Below are 18,056 nucleotides of genomic sequence, written 5' to 3'. Positions count from 1 at the left end.
CGAGAGCGCTGACCACCGCGGGGAGGGACCGAGCACCGGACGGGAAGCCAGGACCGTCGACCGAGATGCCCAGGTCGATCCTCGTCGTCAGACGTGCAGGACGACCTCCGCGGCCGTCGCGAACCGGTAGCCGACGCCGCGGACGGTCGTGATGACGTGCCCGATGTCGAGCTTCTCGCGGACCCGGCGGACGTGGACGTCGATGGTCCGCGTGCCCTCCCGGACGGCGTCGCGGCCCCACACGGTGTCGAGGAGCTCGTCACGGGTGACGGGCCGCTCCGACGACCGGGCGAGGTGGACGAGGAGCTCGAACTCCTTGTACGTGAGGTGGACGGGGCGGTCGTCGACCGTCACGGTCCTGGACCGGGCGTCGATGACGAGGCGCGGCACGGTCGAGATGTGGGCGAGCCGTTCGCGGAACGCCGACACGTCGTCCTGTCGGAACGCGGGCGCGGGCTCGGCGCGGGGCAGGCGAGCCGGGGCGGTCGCGGGCGCGTCGGTTCGCGGGCGACGCGCGGGGGCGAGGGTGCCGCCGTCGGCGAGGCGGAGGGCCGTGTAGGTCTCCGCGTCGGGCAGCCACTCGCGAGCGAACTCGCTCAGGGTCTCGGCGAGCTCGACGAGCTCGCCGCTGCGGTGAGTGGTGCGCGGGTCGACGCCGACGTACAGCACGAAGCCGGGCGGCGTGGTGCGGGAGCTGCGCTGGGTGGTGGGACGGGAGTCGGAGACGAGCGTCATGGGTGAACCTCGGGGTGCGGCCGGGCCTGGTGGCCCGGGGCGGGCGTCTGGGTGCGTCGTCGGACGCGTGGTGCGCGGGGTCGCCGGAGGCGAGAGTCAGGCGCAACAACAGACGCGGTAGCACCGAGGCATGCCGACGGCAGCGCTCAGGGGCGCTGCGGGGGTCGGCTGCTCGTTCACAGAGGCAGAGTCGCACGTCTCACGGTGCGGGCCAAGTGGTCGGCACCGATGTCTCGCGATGCGAGACATCGTGACGTGTCCGATGCGGTCAGACGACGCCGTAGAGCCGGTCTCCGGCGTCGCCGAGGCCGGGCACGATGTAGCCGCGCTCGTCGAGACGCTCGTCGACGGCGGCCACGACCACGGTGACCTCGGCCCGGTGGCCCACGGCGGCCTCGACCGCGGCCAGGCCCTCCGGGGCGGCGAGCAGGCACACGGCCGTGACGTCGCGCGCGCCGAGGTCGAGCAGGTAGTCGATCGCCGCGACGAGCGTGCCGCCGGTCGCGAGCATGGGGTCCACGAGGAAGCACTGGCGGCCCGTGAGGTCGTCCGGCAGGCGGTTCGCGTACGTCGTGGCCTGGAGGGTCTCCTCGTTGCGCACCATGCCGAGGAACCCGACCTCGGCCTTGGGGACCATGCGGGTCATGCCGTCGAGCATGCCGAGGCCGGCGCGGAGGATCGGGACGATGAGCGGCGGCGGGTCGGCGATGTAGACGCCCTGGGTGACGGCCACCGGGGTCCGGATCTCGCGGGCCTCGACGTGGACCTCGCGGGTCGCCTCGTAGGCGAGGAGCGTGACGAGCTCGTCGACCAGGCTGCGGAACGTGGGGAGGGGTGCTCGCGTCCCGCAGCACGGCGAGCTTGTGGGCCACGAGCGGGTGGTCGACGACGATGGTGCGCATGCCCCCACGGTACCGGCGGCAGGGGCTGCGAGGCGCGGAGTTGCGCGCGTCTGGGAGGCTGGGACCGTGTACGGCGACCCGCGACGTTTCGACGACCTCATGTGCCTCGCGCTCGTCGAGGCAGCCGCCGCCCCGGCGACCGGGGACGTGCCCGTCGGCGCGGTCGTCGTGGACCCGGGCGGCGCCGTCGTCGGGGCGGGCCGGAACGCGCGCGAGGCGACCGGTGACCCGACCGCGCACGCGGAGGTCCTGGCGCTGCGCGCCGCCGCCGCGACGCTGGGCCGCTGGCGGCTCGACGGCTGCACCCTCGTCGTCACGCTCGAGCCGTGCGCGATGTGCGCGGGCGCGATCGTGCTCGCGCGGGTTCCGCGCGTCGTGCTGGGGGCGTGGGACCCGAAGGCCGGCGCCACGGGATCGGTGTGGGACGTCGTGCGCGACCCGCGCAGCGTGCACCGCGTCGAGGTGGTCGGCGGGGTGCGGGAGGACGAGTGCGGCCGGCTGCTGCGCGCGTTCTTCGAGAACCAGCGCTGACCTGCGCACACGCCTGCCCAGGGCCCTCACAGTTCCAGCACGCGGTCTGCCGGGAGAACCTCGCGAACCGGGCCTAGGCTGCGAATGTGACGACCGCCACGCCGCCTGCGTCCGACGACGGACCTGCCCGCCCGCCGGCGCACGCGCGTGCCGCGCACACCCACCGCCTGGTCAAGGTGGTGGCGCTCGTCGTGGTCGGGGCGGTGGCCGCCGTCGGCTCGGGCGCCTGGGCGCTCGCCCGCCACTACCAGGGCAACGTGACCGGTGTGAACGTCGAGGCCGTGCTGGGCAAGCCGACGCACACCCCCGACGACCCGAACGATCCCGACGCCGGCCACGACCTGAACATCCTCGTGCTGGGCTCCGACTCCCGGGCCGGGGACAACGCCGAGGAGGTCGGGGACGGAGAGAAGGGGCAGCGCTCCGACACGGCGATGATCCTGCACCTCTCGGCCGACCGGAAGCGGATCGAGGTCGTCTCGATCCCGCGCGACTCGATCGTCGACATCCCGGCGTGCAAGGTCGACACCAAGGGCACGACGACGCGCGCCACGCACGCCGACATGTTCAACAACGCGTTCGCGTACGGTGCGGACGCGACGGGCAGCATCGCGGGCGGTGCGCTGTGCACGTGGCAGACCGTCGAGCAGGACACCGGACTCCACCTGGACGGGTTCGTCGTCGTGGACTTCGCCGGGTTCGCGGGGATGATCGACGCGCTCGACGGGGTGCCCATGTGCATCACCCGGCACATCGACTCGCCCAATGCGAACCACCTCGTGCTCGACCCCGGCTGGCAGACGCTCAAGGGCAAGAAGGCCCTCGGCTACGCGCGGGCCCGCGAGGGCAAGGGTCTCGACGGCAGCGACACGAGCCGCATCCTGCGGCAGCAGGAGATGGTCGGGGCCATGGTCAACAAGCTCGTCGACCAGAACGTGCTGACGTCCGCGCCCAAGCTCCTGAACTTCCTCGACGCGGCCACCAAGTCCCTCACCACGAGCAGCAACCTCTCGAGCCTCAAGAACCTCGTCGGGCTCGGCTGGAGCGTCCGGCACCTGTCGCCCGACGACGTCGTCTTCCTGACGATCCCCTACGAGCAGTACCCGCTGAACCACAACCGGGTCCAGTGGGCGCCGTCGGCCACGGGGGTGTGGAAGAAGCTCAAGGAGGACAAGCCCCTCGTGGCCTCCGAGACGAAGGGGAGCAGCACGCACTCGAGCGCGTCGTCGACCAGCGGCAGCACGACCCCGAGCACCAAGACCCCGAGCACGAAGATGCCGACCGCGCCGGCGACCCCCAAGAACCGGGCCACGGACGGCATCGACGCCTCCGAGATCCCGAGCACCAAGGCCGCGTGCGAGGCCGCGATCACGGCGGCACAGAGCTGACGGTCCGGTTCCGGTCGCCGCGCACCGCGGCCGGGACGAGCATGGCTTCATGTCCGACGACGTCGCGGCACCTCCCGAACCGGCGCCGGTCCTGCGGCGCATCGTCACCCTCCTCGCCCCGTACCGGTGGTCGCTGCTCCTCGTGGCGGTCGCGGTCGTCGTGAGCGCGGCGCTGACATCGGTCGCCCCGTTCCTCACGCGCGCGGTGTTCGACGACGCGCTGTTCCCGCCGTCGGGCGGCCCCGACATGACGCTGCTGTGGTGGCTGGTGGGCGGCCTCGTGGCCATCCCGGTGGTGTCGGCGCTGATCGGCGTCGGGCAGACCTATCTCACCACCAAGGTCGGCAACGGTGCGATGGCGGACCTGCGCATCGCGCTGTTCGCCCACCTGCAGAAGATGGACCTCGCGTTCTTCACGTCGACGCGAACCGGCGACATCCAGTCCCGGCTCGCGAACGACGTCGCCGGGTTGCGGAACGTCCTGACGAGCACGGCGACGACGATCCTCCAGAACGTCGTCACCGTCGTCGCGGCGTTCGTGTCGATGATCCTGCTGTCCTGGCAGCTCACGATCATCACGCTCGTGCTCATGCCGGTGTTCGTGCTCGTGCAGATCCGGGTCGGCAAGCGGCGGCAGCGGCTCGCGCGCCGCACGCAGGAGTCGCTGTCGGAGCTGACGGCGATCACCGAGGAGTCGCTCGGCGTCTCGGGCATCCTGCTCGCGAAGGTCTTCAACCGGTCCGACGCGGAGGTCGAGCGTTACCAGGGGAGAACCGCCGGCAGACCCGCCTGCAGCTCAGGGCGACCATGACGGGGCAGACGTTCTTCTCGGTCGTGAGCACGTTCTTCGGCCTGACCCCGGCGATCGTCTACCTCGTCGCGGGGCTGCTGATCAACGGCGGCAGCGTCTCCGGGCCGTCGCTCACCGCGGGCACGATCATCGCCTTCACGACCCTCCAGTCACGCCTGCAGATGCCCCTCGTCCAGCTCATGCGCGTCACCCTCGACGTGCAGACGTCGCTCGCCCTGTTCCGGCGCCTGTTCGAGTACCTCGACCTCGAGCCCGCGATCCAGGACCGTCCGGGCGCGGTCACGCTCGACCCGGCGCGGGCGCGCGGCGACGTCGAGCTCCGCGACGTGTGGTTCCGCTACCCCGAGCCCGTGATGCTCGAGAGCTCGGCGACCCGCGGGCGGTCGGGCAGGGGCGGGCGTCGCTCCGGGCGCGAGGGCGCGCGCGGAGGCGCCCGGGCGCTCGTCGTGCCCGAGGTCACCGTCGTCGCCGACGCCGCGGCCGCGAACGTCCTGCCGCCCTCCGCCGTGCCGGGGCTCGCGCCGGCGGTCGCGGTGCGCGAGACGGACGGTTCGCCGTCGGACCCGGAGACGCCCGCCGAGGAGCGCTGGGCCCTGCGCGGGATCTCGCTGCACGTGCGGCCCGGTCAGCTCGCGGCCATCGTGGGGCCGTCCGGCTCCGGCAAGACGACGCTGACGTACCTCGTCCCGCGGCTGCACGAGGTGACGCGGGGCGCCGTGCTCGTGGACGGCGTCGACGTCCGGGACGCGACGCTCTCCTCGCTGGCGGACGTCGTCGGGATGGTGACCCAGGAGCCGTACCTGTTCCACGGGACGATCGCCGAGAACCTGCGGTACGCGCGGCCGGACGCGAGCGACGCGGAGGTCGTCGAGGCGGCGCGCGCGGCGAACATCCACGACCGGATCATGAGCTTCGAGGACGGCTACGAGACCGTCACGGGGGAACGGGGCTTCCGGCTCTCGGGCGGCGAGAAGCAGCGCCTGTCGATCGCGCGGGTGCTCCTCAAGGACCCGCGCGTCCTGATCCTCGACGAGGCCACGAGCGCCCTCGACACCGCGACCGAGCGGCTCGTCCAGGAGGCCCTCGAAAGGGCCACCGCCCACCGGACGACGTTCGCCATCGCGCACCGGCTGTCGACCATCATGAACGCCGACGTGATCTTCGGGATCGAGGACGGCGTGCTCGTCGAGCAGGGCACGCACACGGAGCTCCTCGAGCGCGGCGGGCTCTACGCGCGGCTGTACGAGGAGCAGTTCGGGTCCGGGACGGTCGAGGCCCGGTTCGACGACGCCGTCCGCTTCACCGACGGCAGCTCGCTCGTCCGCCGGGGCGGGCCGCCCAAGGCGGACGTCGCGGTCTGACGGCCGGACCGGAAAATGCGTGGGCCGTCGTCGGGCGGGGAGTAGCCTTCCAGGCGCCGTGACCCGACCGAGGAGGTGGTGCCCGATGTCCGCAGCAACGACAGGTGCTCCGCCCGCGGTCGCGGCGGACCGGGTGGCGTAGGGACCCCCGGGAGCACCGGCGCTCCCGAGAGGAACAGACCCATGAACACTCTTCTGCACACCCTTCGTTTCACCAGCACGACGACCGTCGACGGCGTCGTGCAGCGCGAGTTCACCGTCGGTGAGCTCACCGGGGCGCTCTGGTCGGCGGCCGACGCCGCCGGTCCGGCGCCCTCGTCCTGCTCGGCCACGGCGGCGGGACGCACCGCACCGCGCCGGCGATGGTCGGCCGTGCCAGGCGGCTCGTCGTCGACGGCGGCCTCGTGGCCGCGTCCCTCGACGCACCCGGGCACGGCGGGCGTCCACGCACCGCGCACGACGAGCACGAGATCGACGCCATGCAGCGCGCCATGGAGGCCGGGGAACCGGTCGGGCCGATCTTCGTCCGCGACAACGGGGCGCTCGCCGAGCAGGCCGTGCCCGAGTGGCGGACGATGCTCGACGCACTCCTGCGGCTGCCGGAGGTCGGCGGACCGGTCGGCTACTTCGGCATCAACATGGGCACCGCGATCGGCGTGCCCCTGCTGGTCGCCGAGCCGCGGATCCGCGCGGCCGTGCTCGGCCAGTTCTGGCCCGACACTCTCGTGCCGCTGGCACGGCGGATCACGGTGCCGATCGAGTTCGACCTCCAGTGGGGCGACGAGCACATCGACCGGCATTCGGGTCTCGAGCTGTTCGACGCGTTCGCGTCGACCGAGAAGACGCTCCACACCAACGCCGGGCGGCACAAGGAGCTGCCGCGGTTCGAGGCCGACAGCGCGGTGCGGTTCTTCGTCCGGCACCTGCGGGCCACCGCCTGAGGAAGCGCCCGGAGGGCGGCCCCGGTGGGCCGCCCTCCGGGCGTCAGCGCTGCTGGAGCAGCCAGTCGATCGCCAAGGGGACCGCCGCGAGGACCGAGACGTGACCGTCGCGCGGCCGGTGCCACAGCTCGCCCCGCGCGAGGTGCTGGATGAGGGCCGTCCCGTGCGTCGACGGGACCACGCGGTCCCGGCCGCCCTGCACGACGAGCGCCGGCTGCACCACCGCCCCGAGGTCCGCACCCCACGGCGAGACGTACGCGACGTCGTCGTCGACCAGCCCGTCCGGCCCCGCGGACTCGGCCTGCATCGCGTCGTCCCCCAACGCGGCCCACGGCCCCTCCAGGGCCGCCCAGTCGTCGTCGACGAAGGCGCTCTTGTCGAACGTCTCCGTGAGCGCGTACACCGCACGAGCCTCGCGGCCGTGCGTCGCCGCGCGCAGGCCACCGGGAGCCGCCATGCCCTCCCACCACGGGGCGTCGTCCGTGAACGGGGCGACGCCCGCGAGGACAGCGACCGCGGGCACCCGGTCCGCCAGCAGGGCCGCGCACGCGAGCGCGTGCGGCCCGCCGCCCGAGTGCCCGAGCGCGAACACGCGATCGATGCCGAGAGCGTCGAGGATCTGGACGACGTCCGTGGCGGCCGACGCGACGTCGCGGCCCGGGGACGACGTCGACCCGCAGTAGCCCGGACGGGCGTAGGAGATCACGCGGGCGCCCCACACCCCGGCGGCCGCGACGACGGGCGGCAGGAGCGCGCCCGTCGCCGGTGAGCCGTGGTGCCAGAGCAGCACCGGGTCGTCGTCGCGTCCCACGACGCCCGTGTCGTGCACGACGAGCGCCCGACCGTCGAGGGTCCGGACCTCGGTGCTCACGTCAGCGCCTCGGCGAGGGCGGTCAACGTCTCGCTCGTGCCGGCGTCGACCTTGACCGTCGCGAGGTCGTCCCCGCGCGTCGGGCCACGGTTGATGATCACGACCGGCCGCCCGTCCTTCGAGGCGCGGCGCACGAACCGCAGCCCGCTCATGACCGTGAGCGACGACCCCGCCACGAGGAGCGCGTCGGCGTCGTCCACGAGCGCGAACGCCCGGTCCACGCGCTCGCGCGGCACGTTCTCACCGAAGTAGACGATCTCCGGCTTGAGGACCCCGCCGCAGAACTCGCACGGGGCCGGCCGGAAGTGCGAGGTCTGCTCGATCACCGCGTCCGCGTCCGGCGCGATCTCGATGTCCGCGACGTCGCCCGCCACCGACTCCACGAAGCCCGGGTTCAACGCGTCGAGGCGCTCGGCCAGGTGCTCGCGCGAGATCACGCGCCCGCACTGCAGGCAGATCACCCGGTCGTAGCGGCCGTGCAGGTCGATGACGTTCCGGGAGCCCGCGTCCTCGTGCAGGAGGTCGACGTTCTGCGTGATGATCCCCGTCACCACACCCGCCTCCTCGAGCCGGACGAGCGCGCGATGGCCCGCGTTCGGCGCCGTGCGGCGCACGTGCTGCCAGCCCACGTGGTTGCGCGCCCAGTAGTGGCGGCGGAAGCCCTCGTCGCCCACGAACTGCTGATAGGTCATCGGGTTGCGGGGCGGCGAGTCGGGGCCGCGGTAGTCCGGGATGCCCGAGTCCGTCGAGATCCCAGCACCCGTCAGGACCGCGACGCGGCGACCGCGCAGCACGGGCACGACGTCCTGGACGGCCGCGCGAGCCGCGGCGAGGGTCTCCACGGCATCGAGCCTACGGGTGGATTCGGAATCCGGCGGGGGAGCAGGTATCCTTCTTCGGCCGGGTACAACCGGCGAGGTAGCGTGTCCGAGCGGCCTAAGGAGCACGCCTCGAAAGCGTGTGTGGGTGAAAGTCCACCGTGAGTTCGAATCTCACCGCTACCGCCCACCACGAAGGGCCCCGACCATAGCGGTCGGGGCCCTTCGTGCATCCTCGAACGTCAGTGCCGGTCCGCCCACCCGTCCGACGTGAACGGCTTGAACGCCTTGGTGAACGCCCAGGTCTTCTGGTCGATCCCGGAGCAGTCGTTCTGCGCGACGGTCGCGTCGGGGCAGGACCCGTTGTCTCGCTGGAGCGCCCAGAACCCGAGGAACGCCAGGTGCTGCTTGGCCGCCCACTTCTCGAACGTCACGGCCTGGGCCGGGGTGAAGACCTCGGTCGCGACGCCGTCGGCGGTGCGGTAGTCGTCCGTGCCGTTCATCTGGATGACGCCGACGTGACGCCACAGCTCGGCCTGCGAGGCGTGGGGGAGGATCGTGGCCTTCAGCTGTCCGGTCAGGGCGGTCGCGGCGCTCTCGGCGTCGGCGACCATGTCGTGCTCGACGCCGTCCCAGTAGTCGAAGGTCATGATGTTGACGTTGTGGATGACGGCGCCGTGCGCGGCGGCCGACTGGAGGACCGCGAGCCCCGAGGCGGCGAGGCCGTTCGGGGTCGACGGCAGCGTGTACGAGATCTCGACGGTGCGGTGGTTCTTCTTGGCCCACTGCTGGACCTCGGCGATGGCCGCGTTGCGGCGGTCGACGCCGGGCGCGTTGTTGATCGAGTCGGACTCGATGTCGAAGTCGAGGCGCTGCACGCCGTAGGTCGTGACGACCTTCTCGTAGGCCTGGGCGAGCTTGTGGACGTCGGTGCAGGAGTCGGCGATCTCGGTGAGGTTCGCGGGGTCACCCGCCCACGTGATGATGTCGGTGTCGGCGTTGTAGCCGCCGAACGACGGGATGACGTCGCCGCCGGCCTTGCGGATCTTGGCGATCTCGTCGCCGAGCGCACGGCTCGCGACGGACTGGTCGGGGTCGCCGGCCCAGTACAGGTCGCACGAGCCGGGCTTGTCGGCCTGCAGGAAGGCCAGGGTCACGTACTTCGCGCCGGAGTCCTTGGACGTCTGGGCGATGGAATCGACGGCCGTGACGTCGAGGTAGGGCGCGAAGACCTGTGTGGGGAGCTTCGAGCCGGGCTTGAGCGGGGACGTGCCGTGGCCGGGGTGACCGGGGACGTGGTGGCTGCCGGGGGTGCTGTGGCTCCCGGAACCGCCGTGGCCGTGCGAGCCGAGGCCGCACGCGAGCGCGGTGGCCGCCAGGGGGCCGGCGGCGAGGACGGTGGCGAGCGCGACGCTGGCCCCCGTGCGGAAGACGGAACGCTTCATTGCCTCTCCTTCGGGTCCGTCGTCGTCGGCGGACCGGGGTGCTGGCGGGGTGCCGGTGAGTGGCCCTCCGCCATGTGTTAGCGCGCCTAACGAACGCAAGGCTGACGCTAGCCCTGGTGCGCCGTCGTCACAAGAGCGCGCGCGAAATCGACGGCGCCGACGTCCCCTGTGCCCAGCAAGCGGCTCCCGCGCCGAGCAAGCAGGCAGAACCCGCTTGCTCGGCACGAGGGCCGCTTGCTCGACGTCGAAGGGGTGGGGTCAGAGGCGGCCCGCCTCGCGGGCCCGCAGGTCCTTGCGCAGGATCTTCCCCGACGACGACTTCGGGATCGCCTCGACGAACTCGACCTTCCGCACCTTCTTGTGCGGCGCGACGCGCGCGGCCACGTAGTCCCGCACGCCCTGCTCGTCGAGCTCGTGCCCGGGCTGCACGACGACGTACGCCTTGGGCACCTCCTCGCCGTCCTCGTCGCGCACGCCGATGACGGCGACGTCGGCCACGTCCGGGCTGGTGAGGAGCAGCGCCTCGAGCTCGGCAGGCGCGACCTGGTAGCCGTGGTACTTGATGAGCTCCTTGAGCCGCTCGACGATCCGCACGACGCCGTCCGACGTCACGGTCGCGATGTCGCCCGTGTGCAGGAAGCCGTCGGGCTCGAGGGTGTCGGACGTCGCCTGCGGGTTGTTGAGGTACCCGGCCATGACCTGGGGCCCGCGGACGAGGAGCTTGCCGGGAGCCGACTCGCCGTCGTCGGGCACGGGGACCTCCTCGCCCGTGGCGGGGTCGAGGAGCTTGCACTCCGTGTTCGGCAGCGTGTACCCGACGGAGTCGAGCGGCAGGTCGACCGACGGCGGGATCGCGTGCGAGACCGGGCTCAGCTCGGTCATGCCGTAGCCCTGCTTCATGCGGCAGCCGATGCGGGCCTCGACCGCGTGGCCGAGCGCGGCGTCGAGTGGCGCGGCGCCGGAGAAGATCGTGTGCACGCTCGACAGGTCGTGCCCCTCGACGAGCGGGTGCTTGGCGAGCGCGACCGCGATCGGCGGGGCGATGAACAGGTACGTGCACCGGTGCTGCTCGACGAGCGCGAGGAACTGCTCGAGGTCGAACCGCGGCATCGTGACGAGCGCCGCGCGCTGCGACAGGGCCAGGTTGAGCAGCACCGTCATGCCGTAGATGTGGAAGAAGGGGAGCAGGGCGAGGACGACGTCGTCGGGCACCATCTCGAGCGTCGGCGCGGACTGCGCGACGTTCGCGACGAGGTTGCGGTGCGTGAGCATGACGCCCTTCGCGAGGCCCGTGGTGCCCGACGAGTAGGGGAGCACCGCGAGGTGCGTGACCGGGTCGATCGTGACGTCCGGCGCGGGCTGCCCGGCCGTGAGCCAGTCGCGCAGGCTCGGGTGCCCGTCCGCGGCCTCGCCGGGTCCGTCCAGCACGACGACGGCGCCCGTCTCCAGCCCGACCTTCTCGGCCGCCGCGGACGCGCCCGGGGCGAGGGGGCTGACCGTGATCAGGAGCCGGGCCTCCGAGTCGGTGAGCTGCGCGGCGATCTCGTCGGGCGTGTACAGCGAGTTGATCGTCGTGACGGTCAGCCCCGCACGCAGGGCGCCGTGGAAGACGACCGCGAACGCGGGCGTGTTCGGGCACAGCAGCCCCACGACGTCCCCGGGCCGCAGGCCGCGCGCCGCGAGCGCCCCGGCGACGGCGACCGCCTGGTCCCGCAGGTCGCGGTAGCTCCAGCGGGCCCCGCTCGGGCCGTCGATCAGCGCGGTGCGCTCGAGGTCGTCGTCCGACAGGTGGGCGAACAGGTAGTCGAAGACACTGAGGTTCGGGATCTCGACGTCGGGGTAGGGGCCACGGAACATGGTGCATCTCCTTCGATCCACGCGCGGCGCGCGGCGACCTTGCCGCGACCGTGGCCCCATTGGACCAGATCAGGAGGGCCCGGAGGAACTCTCCCGGTACCGAGGGTCTCGGGAATCGGACGTTCGGGTCATCCCGCGCCGTGCGTGCCGTCCGAGTACCACCAGCGAGCCCACCGCCAGCGCCAGGACGAGCACGTTGCGGGCCGCCTCGAGGACGGTGTCGAGCGGCCGGGCCCCGAGGAAGTCGTCGTAGTGGTCCGGGAACAGCCGGTGCGTGAGCAGGGCGACGACGAGGAGCGCCACCGCGAACGTCTCCCACACGCGGGCGCGCGCCTGGTGCGGCCCGGTCGGTCCCCGCCGGCCCGGCCACCACGTCGGCTCCGGGAGCGCCGTCAGCGCCACCGCGAGGGGCGGCGCGAACCACGCGACGTACTGCGGCGACCCGACCTTGTCGAACGCGAACAGCACGAGCGTCAGCGCCAGGGTCGACAGCAGCACGAGCTCGAGCTGCGGCGTCCGGCGCTCGACGACGTCGGGCACGTCGCGGCGCAGCCGGACCGCCGCGCGCCACGTCACCACGGTCGTGAGTGCGACCGCCGCGAGCAGGAGCACGTCGAGCGCCTGCGCGAACCACGCCGTCCCTGGCCCCGTGATCTCGAGGACGTTGAGCGGCGCGTTGTAGAACACCCGGTACTCGCCGCTCCACAGGCGCGCCAGGGAGAACGGGGTCGCCGCCCCCGACTCGACCTGGAGGCCGCGCGAGTCCTGCGTCCCCCAGAAGCCCAGCACGCGGGAGCCGGCACCGCCGAGCTCCGCGAGCCCCAGGACGACGGCCGTCACCGTGACCGCGGGCAGCACCACGCGCCGCCACGGACGCCGCGCCGTGAGGGCGAGCGGGACCAGCACGGCCCCCGGGGCGATCTTGACCCATGCGCCCGCCGCCGCGACGGCGCTCGCGACGCTCGTGCGCCCCTCGGGGTGTCGCGCCGACGGGATCAGCTGGGCGAGCGCGATCGCGGTCAGGGCCGCGGAGATGCCGTCGAGCCGCACGAGCGTGATGGGGCCGAGGAACAGCAGGAACACGAGCCACCACCACGCGCCGAGCGTGCGCCCGCGGCCCGCGTGGAGGAGCGACCCGAGCGCGAGGCCGTCGAGCACCGCGACCAGCACCATGAACAGGTACCGGTACGCCTCGCCGTCGACCGACACCAGCGCCGGCAGCGTGGCGGGGACGAGCGCACCGATCGGGTACACCCACGAGATGTCGAGGACCGGCCACACGCCGTCCTGCACACCGCCCGCGGCCCACTGCCGGTACAGCTCCGGGTCGCCGAACAGTGCCTGGGCGTGGTGGCTCGCCTCCCAGAACAGCACCGCGTGCACGACGACGAACGCCACCCACACGCCGACGCGTCCCGTCGCGACGTGCAGCGCCGCGCGGGCGCGCTCCGACCCGGAGAGCACGGCGGGACGGGGCTCGGGACGGGAGCCCGCGGGGTCGGTCGACGCGGGCTCGCTCATGGGCCACCACCCTAGTGGGGCCCCTGGCAGAGTAGGACGCATGACGGATCACCCCTTCCAGCTCCGCGTGTTCACCGAGCCCCAGCAGGGCGCCACCTACGACGACCTCCTCGCCGTCGCGCAGGCGACCGAGCGGCTCGGGTTCGACGCGTTCTTCCGCTCCGACCACTACCTCGCGATGGGAACGGACGGCCTGCCCGGCCCGACCGACGCCTGGACGACGCTCGCCGGCCTCGCGCGCGACACCGAGCGCATCCGGCTCGGCACGCTCGTGTCGCCCGTGACCTTCCGCTACCCCGGGGCCCTCGCGATCCAGGTCGCACAGGTCGACCAGATGTCCGGCGGACGGGTCGAGCTCGGGCTCGGCGCGGGCTGGTTCGAGCGCGAGCATGCCGCCTACGGCATCCCGTACCCCAAGAACCGCATGGACCACCTCACCGAGCAGCTCGAGATCGTCACCGGACTGTGGTCGACGCCGCTCGGCGACGCCTACTCGTTCGACGGCGACCTCTACCAGGTCGTCGACTCGCCGGCCCTGCCCAAGCCCGTGCAGCCGCGCATCCCCGTGATCGTCGGGGGCAGCGGGCCCCAGCGGACCCCGGCGCTCGCGGCCCGGTTCGCGTCGGAGTACAACGCCTCGTTCCCGGAGCTCGACGACGTCCCGACGCTGTTCGGGCGCGTGCGCGAGGCGTGCGAGGCGATCGGGCGCGACGCCGACGAGCTGCGCTACTCGGCCGCGCTGGTCCTGTGCGTGGGCGCGGACGAGGCCGAGTTCCGTCGTCGGGCCGCGGCGATCGGGCGCGAGCCCGACGAGCTGCGCGAGCACGGCATCGCCGGGACGGTCGACGAGGCGGTCGAGGTGATCGAGCGGGTGCGGGCCGCGGGCGCGAGCCGGCTGTACCTGCAGACGCTCGATCTGCAGGACCTCGACCACCTCGACCTGGTCGCGCGCGAGGTGGTGCCCCGCTTGTCCTGATCCTGCGCGCGGGTCTTCTTGCGTGCCGCTTGCCATGCTTGCGTATTTCTTACGCTTGTCATGATCTTGCGTGCTTCTGTCGAAAACCGTACGGTCGGTGGGTTGCAACCCGGGCGTGCCCTGCGGCGTGCCCGGTTCCTGTCACCCACCGCCCTGCGCCGACGACGACGCAGGCACGACGGACAGAGGAGTCCGACCGTGAACAGAGCACGTAGCGCAACACCCCTGCACCAACCCGAGTCACCCGGCGGAGTCCGCCGGCTCCGGCGCCTGTGCGGCGTCGGGGTCGGCGTGGCCGTCGTCGGGCTCGTGGGCGCCGGCGTCGCCGCCGTCCCCGCCCTCACCGCGAACGCCGCGACCGCGGACCAGACGGCGGGGTCGCCGTCGCCGGTCGGCATCGCCGGCCGCGGGGCGACCGTCCCGTTCGTCGAGCAGGAGGCCGAGGACGTCGCCACCAACGGGACCGTGATCGGCCCCGACCGCACGTACGGGCACCTGCCCTCCGAGGCGTCCGGCCGCAAGGCGGTCACGCTCGACGCGGTCGGGGAGTACGTCGAGTTCACGCTCACCAAGCCCGCGAACGCGGCGGACTTCCGGTACTCGATCCCCGACAACGCGTCGGGCACCGGGCGCGACGCGACGCTCGACCTCGACGTGAACGGCACCAAGGTCAAGGACCTGCCCGTGACGTCGCGGTACGGCTGGTTCTACGGCGGGTACCCGTTCAACAACTCCCCGGGCGACAACCCGCACCACTTCTACGACGAGGTCCGGACGACCTTCTCCTCGACTCTGCCGATCGGGACGAAGATCCGCCTCCAGGTGTCGTCGACGGCGGCGTCGCCCAGCTTCACGATCGACCTCGGCGACTTCGAGCAGGTCGCGGCACCGATCGCCCAGCCGGCGGGCTCGCTCAACGTCGTCACGGACTTCGGCGCCGACTCGACCGGCGCGGCCGACGCGACGCAGGCGATCCAGAACGCGGTGAACGCCGGGGCCGCGCAGGGCAAGACCGTGTACGTCCCGGAGGGCCGGTTCAAGGTGACGGACCACGTCATCCTCGACCACGTCACCCTCACGGGCGCGGGCCAGTGGTACTCCGTGCTCACGGGCAACCGCGTCGGCCTCTACGGCAAGGACGCGTCCGCCGGGGGCAGCCACGACGTGACGGTCTCGAACCTCGCCATCTTCGGCGAGGTCAAGGAGCGCAACGACAACGACCAGGTCAACGGGTTCGGCGGCGCCATGAGCGACTCGACGATCGACTCGGTCTGGATCCAGCACACCAAGGTCGGCGCCTGGATGGACGGCCCGATGGACCACCTCACCATCAAGAACAGCCGGATCCTCGACCAGACGGCCGACGGCATCAACTTCCACCTCGGCGTCACCAACTCGACCGCGACCAACAACTTCATCCGGAACACGGGTGACGACGGCATCGCCGAGTGGGCCGAGCAGCCCGAGCACGACAACACGTTCACCTACAACACGATCGTCGCGCCGGTGCTCGCCAACAACATCGCGATCTACGGCGGGACCGACATCACCGTCTCGCACAACGTCGTCTCCGACACCGTCACCAACGGCGGCGGCATCCACATCGCCAACCGGTATCCGGGTGTCCAGGGCGGCGCCGCCATCGGCGGGACGATCACCGCGGACTCGAACACGCTGATCCGGGCCGGGAACTCCGACTACAACTGGCAGTTCGGCGTCGGAGCGATGTGGTTCGACGGTCTCAACGAGGCCGTGAACGCCACCATCAACGTGTCGAACACGGACATCATCGACAGCTCGTACGAGGCGATCCAGTTCATCGAGGGCGGCACCAAGACCGTCCACTTCAAGAACGTCGACATCGACGGGACCGGCACGTTCGCGATCCAGGCGCAGGCGACGTTCGCGGCGACCTTCGAGGGCGTCACGGCGCAGCACATCGGGTACTCGAACGCGATCTACTCCTGCCAGGGCGCCGTGAACACCGGCATCACCCTGGTCGGCAGCGGCAACTCCGGCTGGTACACGGACTCGCCGTACTGCGGCCCGTGGCCGGCGCCGAACTACGTCTACACCGGCGGCGGCTCGACCCAGCCGACGGACCCCGGCACGGACCCCACGGATCCGGGGACGAACCCGACGGACCCGACCGACCCGCCCACGACGCCGACCGACCCGACCGCCTGCGTCGGCACGGGTGACGTCGCGCGCGGCAAGACGGTCGTCGAGTCCAGCCACGTCCAGACGTACGCAGGCTCGAACGCCGTCGACGGCGACGCCGGCACCTACTGGGAGAGCGCCAACAACGCGTTCCCGCAGTCGCTGCGCGTGGACCTGTGCGCGCCCGTCGCGCTGACGAAGGTCGTGCTGGGGCTCCCGGCGTCGTGGGAGAAGCGCAACCAGACGCTGACGGTCGAGGGTTCGACGGACGGTTCGTCGTGGAGCTCGCTGGCCGCGTCGAAGAGCTACGCGTTCGACCCGGCCTCCGCGTCGAACACGGTCACGATCCCGGTGTCCGGCACGGCGCGCTACGTGCGCGTGACCGTGACCGCGAACACCGGCTGGCCGGCGGCCCAGCTCTCCCTGTTCGAGGTCTACGGGACGGCGGACGGCGGCTCGACGCCGCCGACGCCGCCCACGGGCACCCCGACGGGCACACCGACCGACACCCCCACCGATCCGGCGGGGACGAACCTCGCGCTCGGGAAGACGGTCACCGCGGGGCACGCGGACGTCTACGTCCCGGCGAACGCCGTCGACGGCAACGCGAACACCTACTGGGAGAGCCCCGACGGCGCGTTCCCGCAGTCGATCACAGTCGACCTCGGGGCTTCGAAGAGCGTGTCGCGACTCGTGCTGCAGCTCCCGCCGGCCACGGCGTGGGCGGTACGCACGCAGACGCTCTCGGTGCTCAGCTCCACCGACGGCACCACGTTCCGGACGCTCGAGGCGTCGGCCGGGTACCGGTTCGACCCGGCGTCGGGCAACACGGTGACGGTCGCCTTCCCGGCGTCCGACGCGCGGTACGTGCGGCTCACGTTCACCGGCAACACGGGCTGGCCGGCCGCGCAGCTCTCGGAGCTGGGGGTCTACGCGAGCTGATCCGCCGAGCTGTCAGAACCTGGTGACCGTCGACGGTCACCAGGTTCTGACAGACACCGACATCATCCCGTGTGTCAGAGCCGTGTATCCGGATACGGGCACCACGTTCTGACAGCTCGCGAAGGGCGGGAGGGGTATCAGGTGAGGCGGAGCCCGTAGACGACGCCGGGCACGTCGACGCGGCGGAACCCGACGTGCTCGTAGAAGCCCTGCGCGTTGACGTTGTCGGCGGCGACGCCGAGGTGCACGCCCGCCACCCCGCGCGAGCGCAGCGCGTCGAGCAATGTCGTGATGAGGCGCCGTCCGTTACCGCCTCCCTGGGCCTCGGGCAGGAGGTCGACGTGCAGGTGCGCCGGGTAGTCGGCGAGCAGCTCGGGCGCGGCGCGCGGCGGCTCGTGGATCAGCCCGACGACGCCCTCGTCCGGGCTCCCCTCGGGGAACGTGCCGCGCGGGTACCGACGGCGCAGGCCCGGCCACCAGGACCGCTCGAGCTCGTTCTCGAAGGCTGCGGTGTCCGCCGCGCCCAGGACGTACCCGACGACCCCGGCCGTGGGGCCGCCGTCGAGCACGAACGCGAGGTCCGGGGCGAACCGCAGGTAGGGGCCCGCGTAGACCTCGCCGAGCAGCCGGGGGTCCGCGAACTGGTCGGTGGCGTCCGCGCCGGACGCGCCCGTGCGCAGGCAGACGTCGTACACGCGGTCGACCTCGGCGTCGTCGTCGGGGTGCACGGGACGGATCGGGAGGGGCGGGACGGGCGTGGTCACCCGGTGAACCTACCGTCCGGCCGACGAGTGCCC

At 72.3% G+C, this 18,056-nt stretch carries 13 protein-coding genes, 1 tRNA gene and 2 pseudogenes; 8 read left to right on the top strand and 8 right to left on the bottom strand.

Annotated features, from left to right (window positions below; translation table 11 throughout):
- Window positions 1-87: 87 nt before the first annotated feature.
- Both QQK45_RS04550 and upp read right to left on the bottom strand, forming a co-directional pair.
- Window positions 88-735 carry a winged helix-turn-helix domain-containing protein gene (locus QQK45_RS04550; RefSeq protein ID WP_284292246.1) on the bottom strand — a complete coding sequence of 216 codons (648 nt, stop codon included), beginning with the start codon at window positions 733-735 and terminating at the stop codon, window positions 88-90.
- Between the two features lie 268 nt (window positions 736-1,003).
- A pseudogene (gene upp / locus QQK45_RS04545) lies at window positions 1,004-1,637 on the bottom strand (uracil phosphoribosyltransferase).
- Between the two features lie 99 nt (window positions 1,638-1,736).
- Between upp and QQK45_RS04540 the strand changes: the two are divergent.
- The 5 genes and pseudogenes from QQK45_RS04540 (at window position 1,737) to QQK45_RS04520 (ending at window position 6,669) form a co-directional block, all read left to right on the top strand.
- Entirely contained in the window at window positions 1,737-2,168 is a 432-nt protein-coding gene (locus QQK45_RS04540; RefSeq protein WP_284294946.1) for a nucleoside deaminase, read from the top strand.
- An 86-nt stretch (window positions 2,169-2,254) separates the two neighbouring features.
- Window positions 2,255-3,556 carry an LCP family protein gene (locus QQK45_RS04535; RefSeq protein ID WP_284292245.1) on the top strand — a complete coding sequence of 434 codons (1,302 nt, stop codon included), beginning with the start codon at window positions 2,255-2,257 and terminating at the stop codon, window positions 3,554-3,556.
- A 49-nt stretch (window positions 3,557-3,605) separates the two neighbouring features.
- A complete protein-coding gene (locus tag QQK45_RS04530; RefSeq protein ID WP_284292244.1) occupies window positions 3,606-4,367 on the top strand; it encodes an ABC transporter transmembrane domain-containing protein in 762 nt (253 codons plus the stop codon).
- Window positions 4,368-4,543: 176 nt separating this feature from the next.
- Window positions 4,544-5,728 (top strand): annotated as a pseudogene (locus tag QQK45_RS22905) (ABC transporter ATP-binding protein); the annotation flags it as partial.
- A 362-nt stretch (window positions 5,729-6,090) separates the two neighbouring features.
- The gene (locus tag QQK45_RS04520) at window positions 6,091-6,669 is read left to right on the top strand and encodes an alpha/beta hydrolase (RefSeq protein WP_284292243.1); all 579 of its coding nucleotides are present in this window, start codon (window positions 6,091-6,093) and stop codon (window positions 6,667-6,669) included.
- Window positions 6,670-6,712: 43 nt separating this feature from the next.
- On the opposite strand, the gene QQK45_RS04515 is transcribed toward QQK45_RS04520, so the two are convergent.
- Together QQK45_RS04515 and QQK45_RS04510 are read right to left on the bottom strand one after the other, a co-directional pair.
- A complete protein-coding gene (locus QQK45_RS04515; RefSeq protein WP_284292242.1) occupies window positions 6,713-7,540 on the bottom strand; it encodes an alpha/beta fold hydrolase in 828 nt (275 codons plus the stop codon).
- Window positions 7,537-8,382, bottom strand: coding sequence for an NAD-dependent protein deacetylase (locus QQK45_RS04510; protein ID WP_284292241.1), 846 nt, complete (start codon window positions 8,380-8,382; stop codon window positions 7,537-7,539). The genes QQK45_RS04515 and QQK45_RS04510 overlap by 4 nt, the downstream gene beginning before the upstream one ends.
- A 75-nt stretch (window positions 8,383-8,457) precedes the next feature.
- Between QQK45_RS04510 and QQK45_RS04505 the strand changes: the two genes are divergently transcribed.
- Window positions 8,458-8,544 (top strand) — tRNA-Ser (locus QQK45_RS04505).
- A gap of 56 nt (window positions 8,545-8,600) precedes the next feature.
- On the opposite strand, the gene QQK45_RS04500 is transcribed toward QQK45_RS04505, so the two are convergent.
- The 3 genes from QQK45_RS04500 to QQK45_RS04490 all read right to left on the bottom strand — a co-directional run bounded on the left by QQK45_RS04500 (window position 8,601) and on the right by QQK45_RS04490 (window position 13,181).
- Window positions 8,601-9,803, bottom strand: coding sequence for a chitinase (locus tag QQK45_RS04500; protein ID WP_284292240.1), 1,203 nt, complete (start codon window positions 9,801-9,803; stop codon window positions 8,601-8,603).
- Window positions 9,804-10,061: 258 nt separating this feature from the next.
- Window positions 10,062-11,660 carry an AMP-binding protein gene (locus tag QQK45_RS04495; protein ID WP_284292239.1) on the bottom strand — a complete coding sequence of 533 codons (1,599 nt, stop codon included), beginning with the start codon at window positions 11,658-11,660 and terminating at the stop codon, window positions 10,062-10,064.
- A 69-nt stretch (window positions 11,661-11,729) separates the two neighbouring features.
- Entirely contained in the window at window positions 11,730-13,181 is a 1,452-nt protein-coding gene (locus tag QQK45_RS04490; protein WP_284292238.1) for a glycosyltransferase 87 family protein, read from the bottom strand.
- A 40-nt stretch (window positions 13,182-13,221) separates the two neighbouring features.
- Here QQK45_RS04490 and QQK45_RS04485 point away from each other — a divergent pair, with 40 nt between their 5' ends.
- Together QQK45_RS04485 and QQK45_RS04480 are read left to right on the top strand one after the other, a co-directional pair.
- Entirely contained in the window at window positions 13,222-14,157 is a 936-nt protein-coding gene (locus QQK45_RS04485; RefSeq protein ID WP_284292237.1) for an LLM class F420-dependent oxidoreductase, read from the top strand.
- A gap of 198 nt (window positions 14,158-14,355) precedes the next feature.
- Window positions 14,356-17,259: a discoidin domain-containing protein gene (locus tag QQK45_RS04480; RefSeq protein WP_284292236.1), complete on the top strand. Its 2,904-nt coding sequence runs from the start codon at window positions 14,356-14,358 to the stop codon at window positions 17,257-17,259.
- Window positions 17,260-17,396: 137 nt separating this feature from the next.
- Here the strand turns inward: QQK45_RS04480 and QQK45_RS04475 are convergent, their stop codons facing one another.
- Window positions 17,397-18,023, bottom strand: a complete 627-nt coding sequence (locus tag QQK45_RS04475) for a GNAT family N-acetyltransferase (RefSeq protein ID WP_284292235.1) — start codon at window positions 18,021-18,023, stop codon at window positions 17,397-17,399.
- Between the last annotated feature and the right edge of the window lie 33 nt (window positions 18,024-18,056).

The sequence above is a fragment of the Luteimicrobium album genome (genome assembly GCF_030161555.1).
In the GTDB taxonomy this organism is placed as follows: domain Bacteria; phylum Actinomycetota; class Actinomycetes; order Actinomycetales; family Cellulomonadaceae; genus Luteimicrobium; species Luteimicrobium album.
Note: the sequence above shows the minus strand (reverse complement) of the source record. Positions and strands in the feature narration are given on the sequence as shown.

Bases quoted from the DNA above. Each gene is read 5' to 3' on its own strand.
- QQK45_RS04550 (WP_284292246.1), bottom strand. From the start codon at position 735: ATGACGCTCGTCTCCGACTCCCGTCCCACCACCCAGCGCAGCTCCCGC.
- QQK45_RS04540 (WP_284294946.1), top strand. From the start codon at position 1,737: ATGTGCCTCGCGCTCGTCGAGGCAGCCGCCGCCCCGGCGACCGGGGAC.
- QQK45_RS04530 (WP_284292244.1), top strand. From the start codon at position 3,606: ATGTCCGACGACGTCGCGGCACCTCCCGAACCGGCGCCGGTCCTGCGG.
- QQK45_RS04520 (WP_284292243.1), top strand. From the start codon at position 6,091: ATGGTCGGCCGTGCCAGGCGGCTCGTCGTCGACGGCGGCCTCGTGGCC.
- QQK45_RS04500 (WP_284292240.1), bottom strand. From the start codon at position 9,803: ATGAAGCGTTCCGTCTTCCGCACGGGGGCCAGCGTCGCGCTCGCCACC.
- QQK45_RS04495 (WP_284292239.1), bottom strand. From the start codon at position 11,660: ATGTTCCGTGGCCCCTACCCCGACGTCGAGATCCCGAACCTCAGTGTC.
- QQK45_RS04490 (WP_284292238.1), bottom strand. From the start codon at position 13,181: ATGAGCGAGCCCGCGTCGACCGACCCCGCGGGCTCCCGTCCCGAGCCC.
- QQK45_RS04485 (WP_284292237.1), top strand. From the start codon at position 13,222: ATGACGGATCACCCCTTCCAGCTCCGCGTGTTCACCGAGCCCCAGCAG.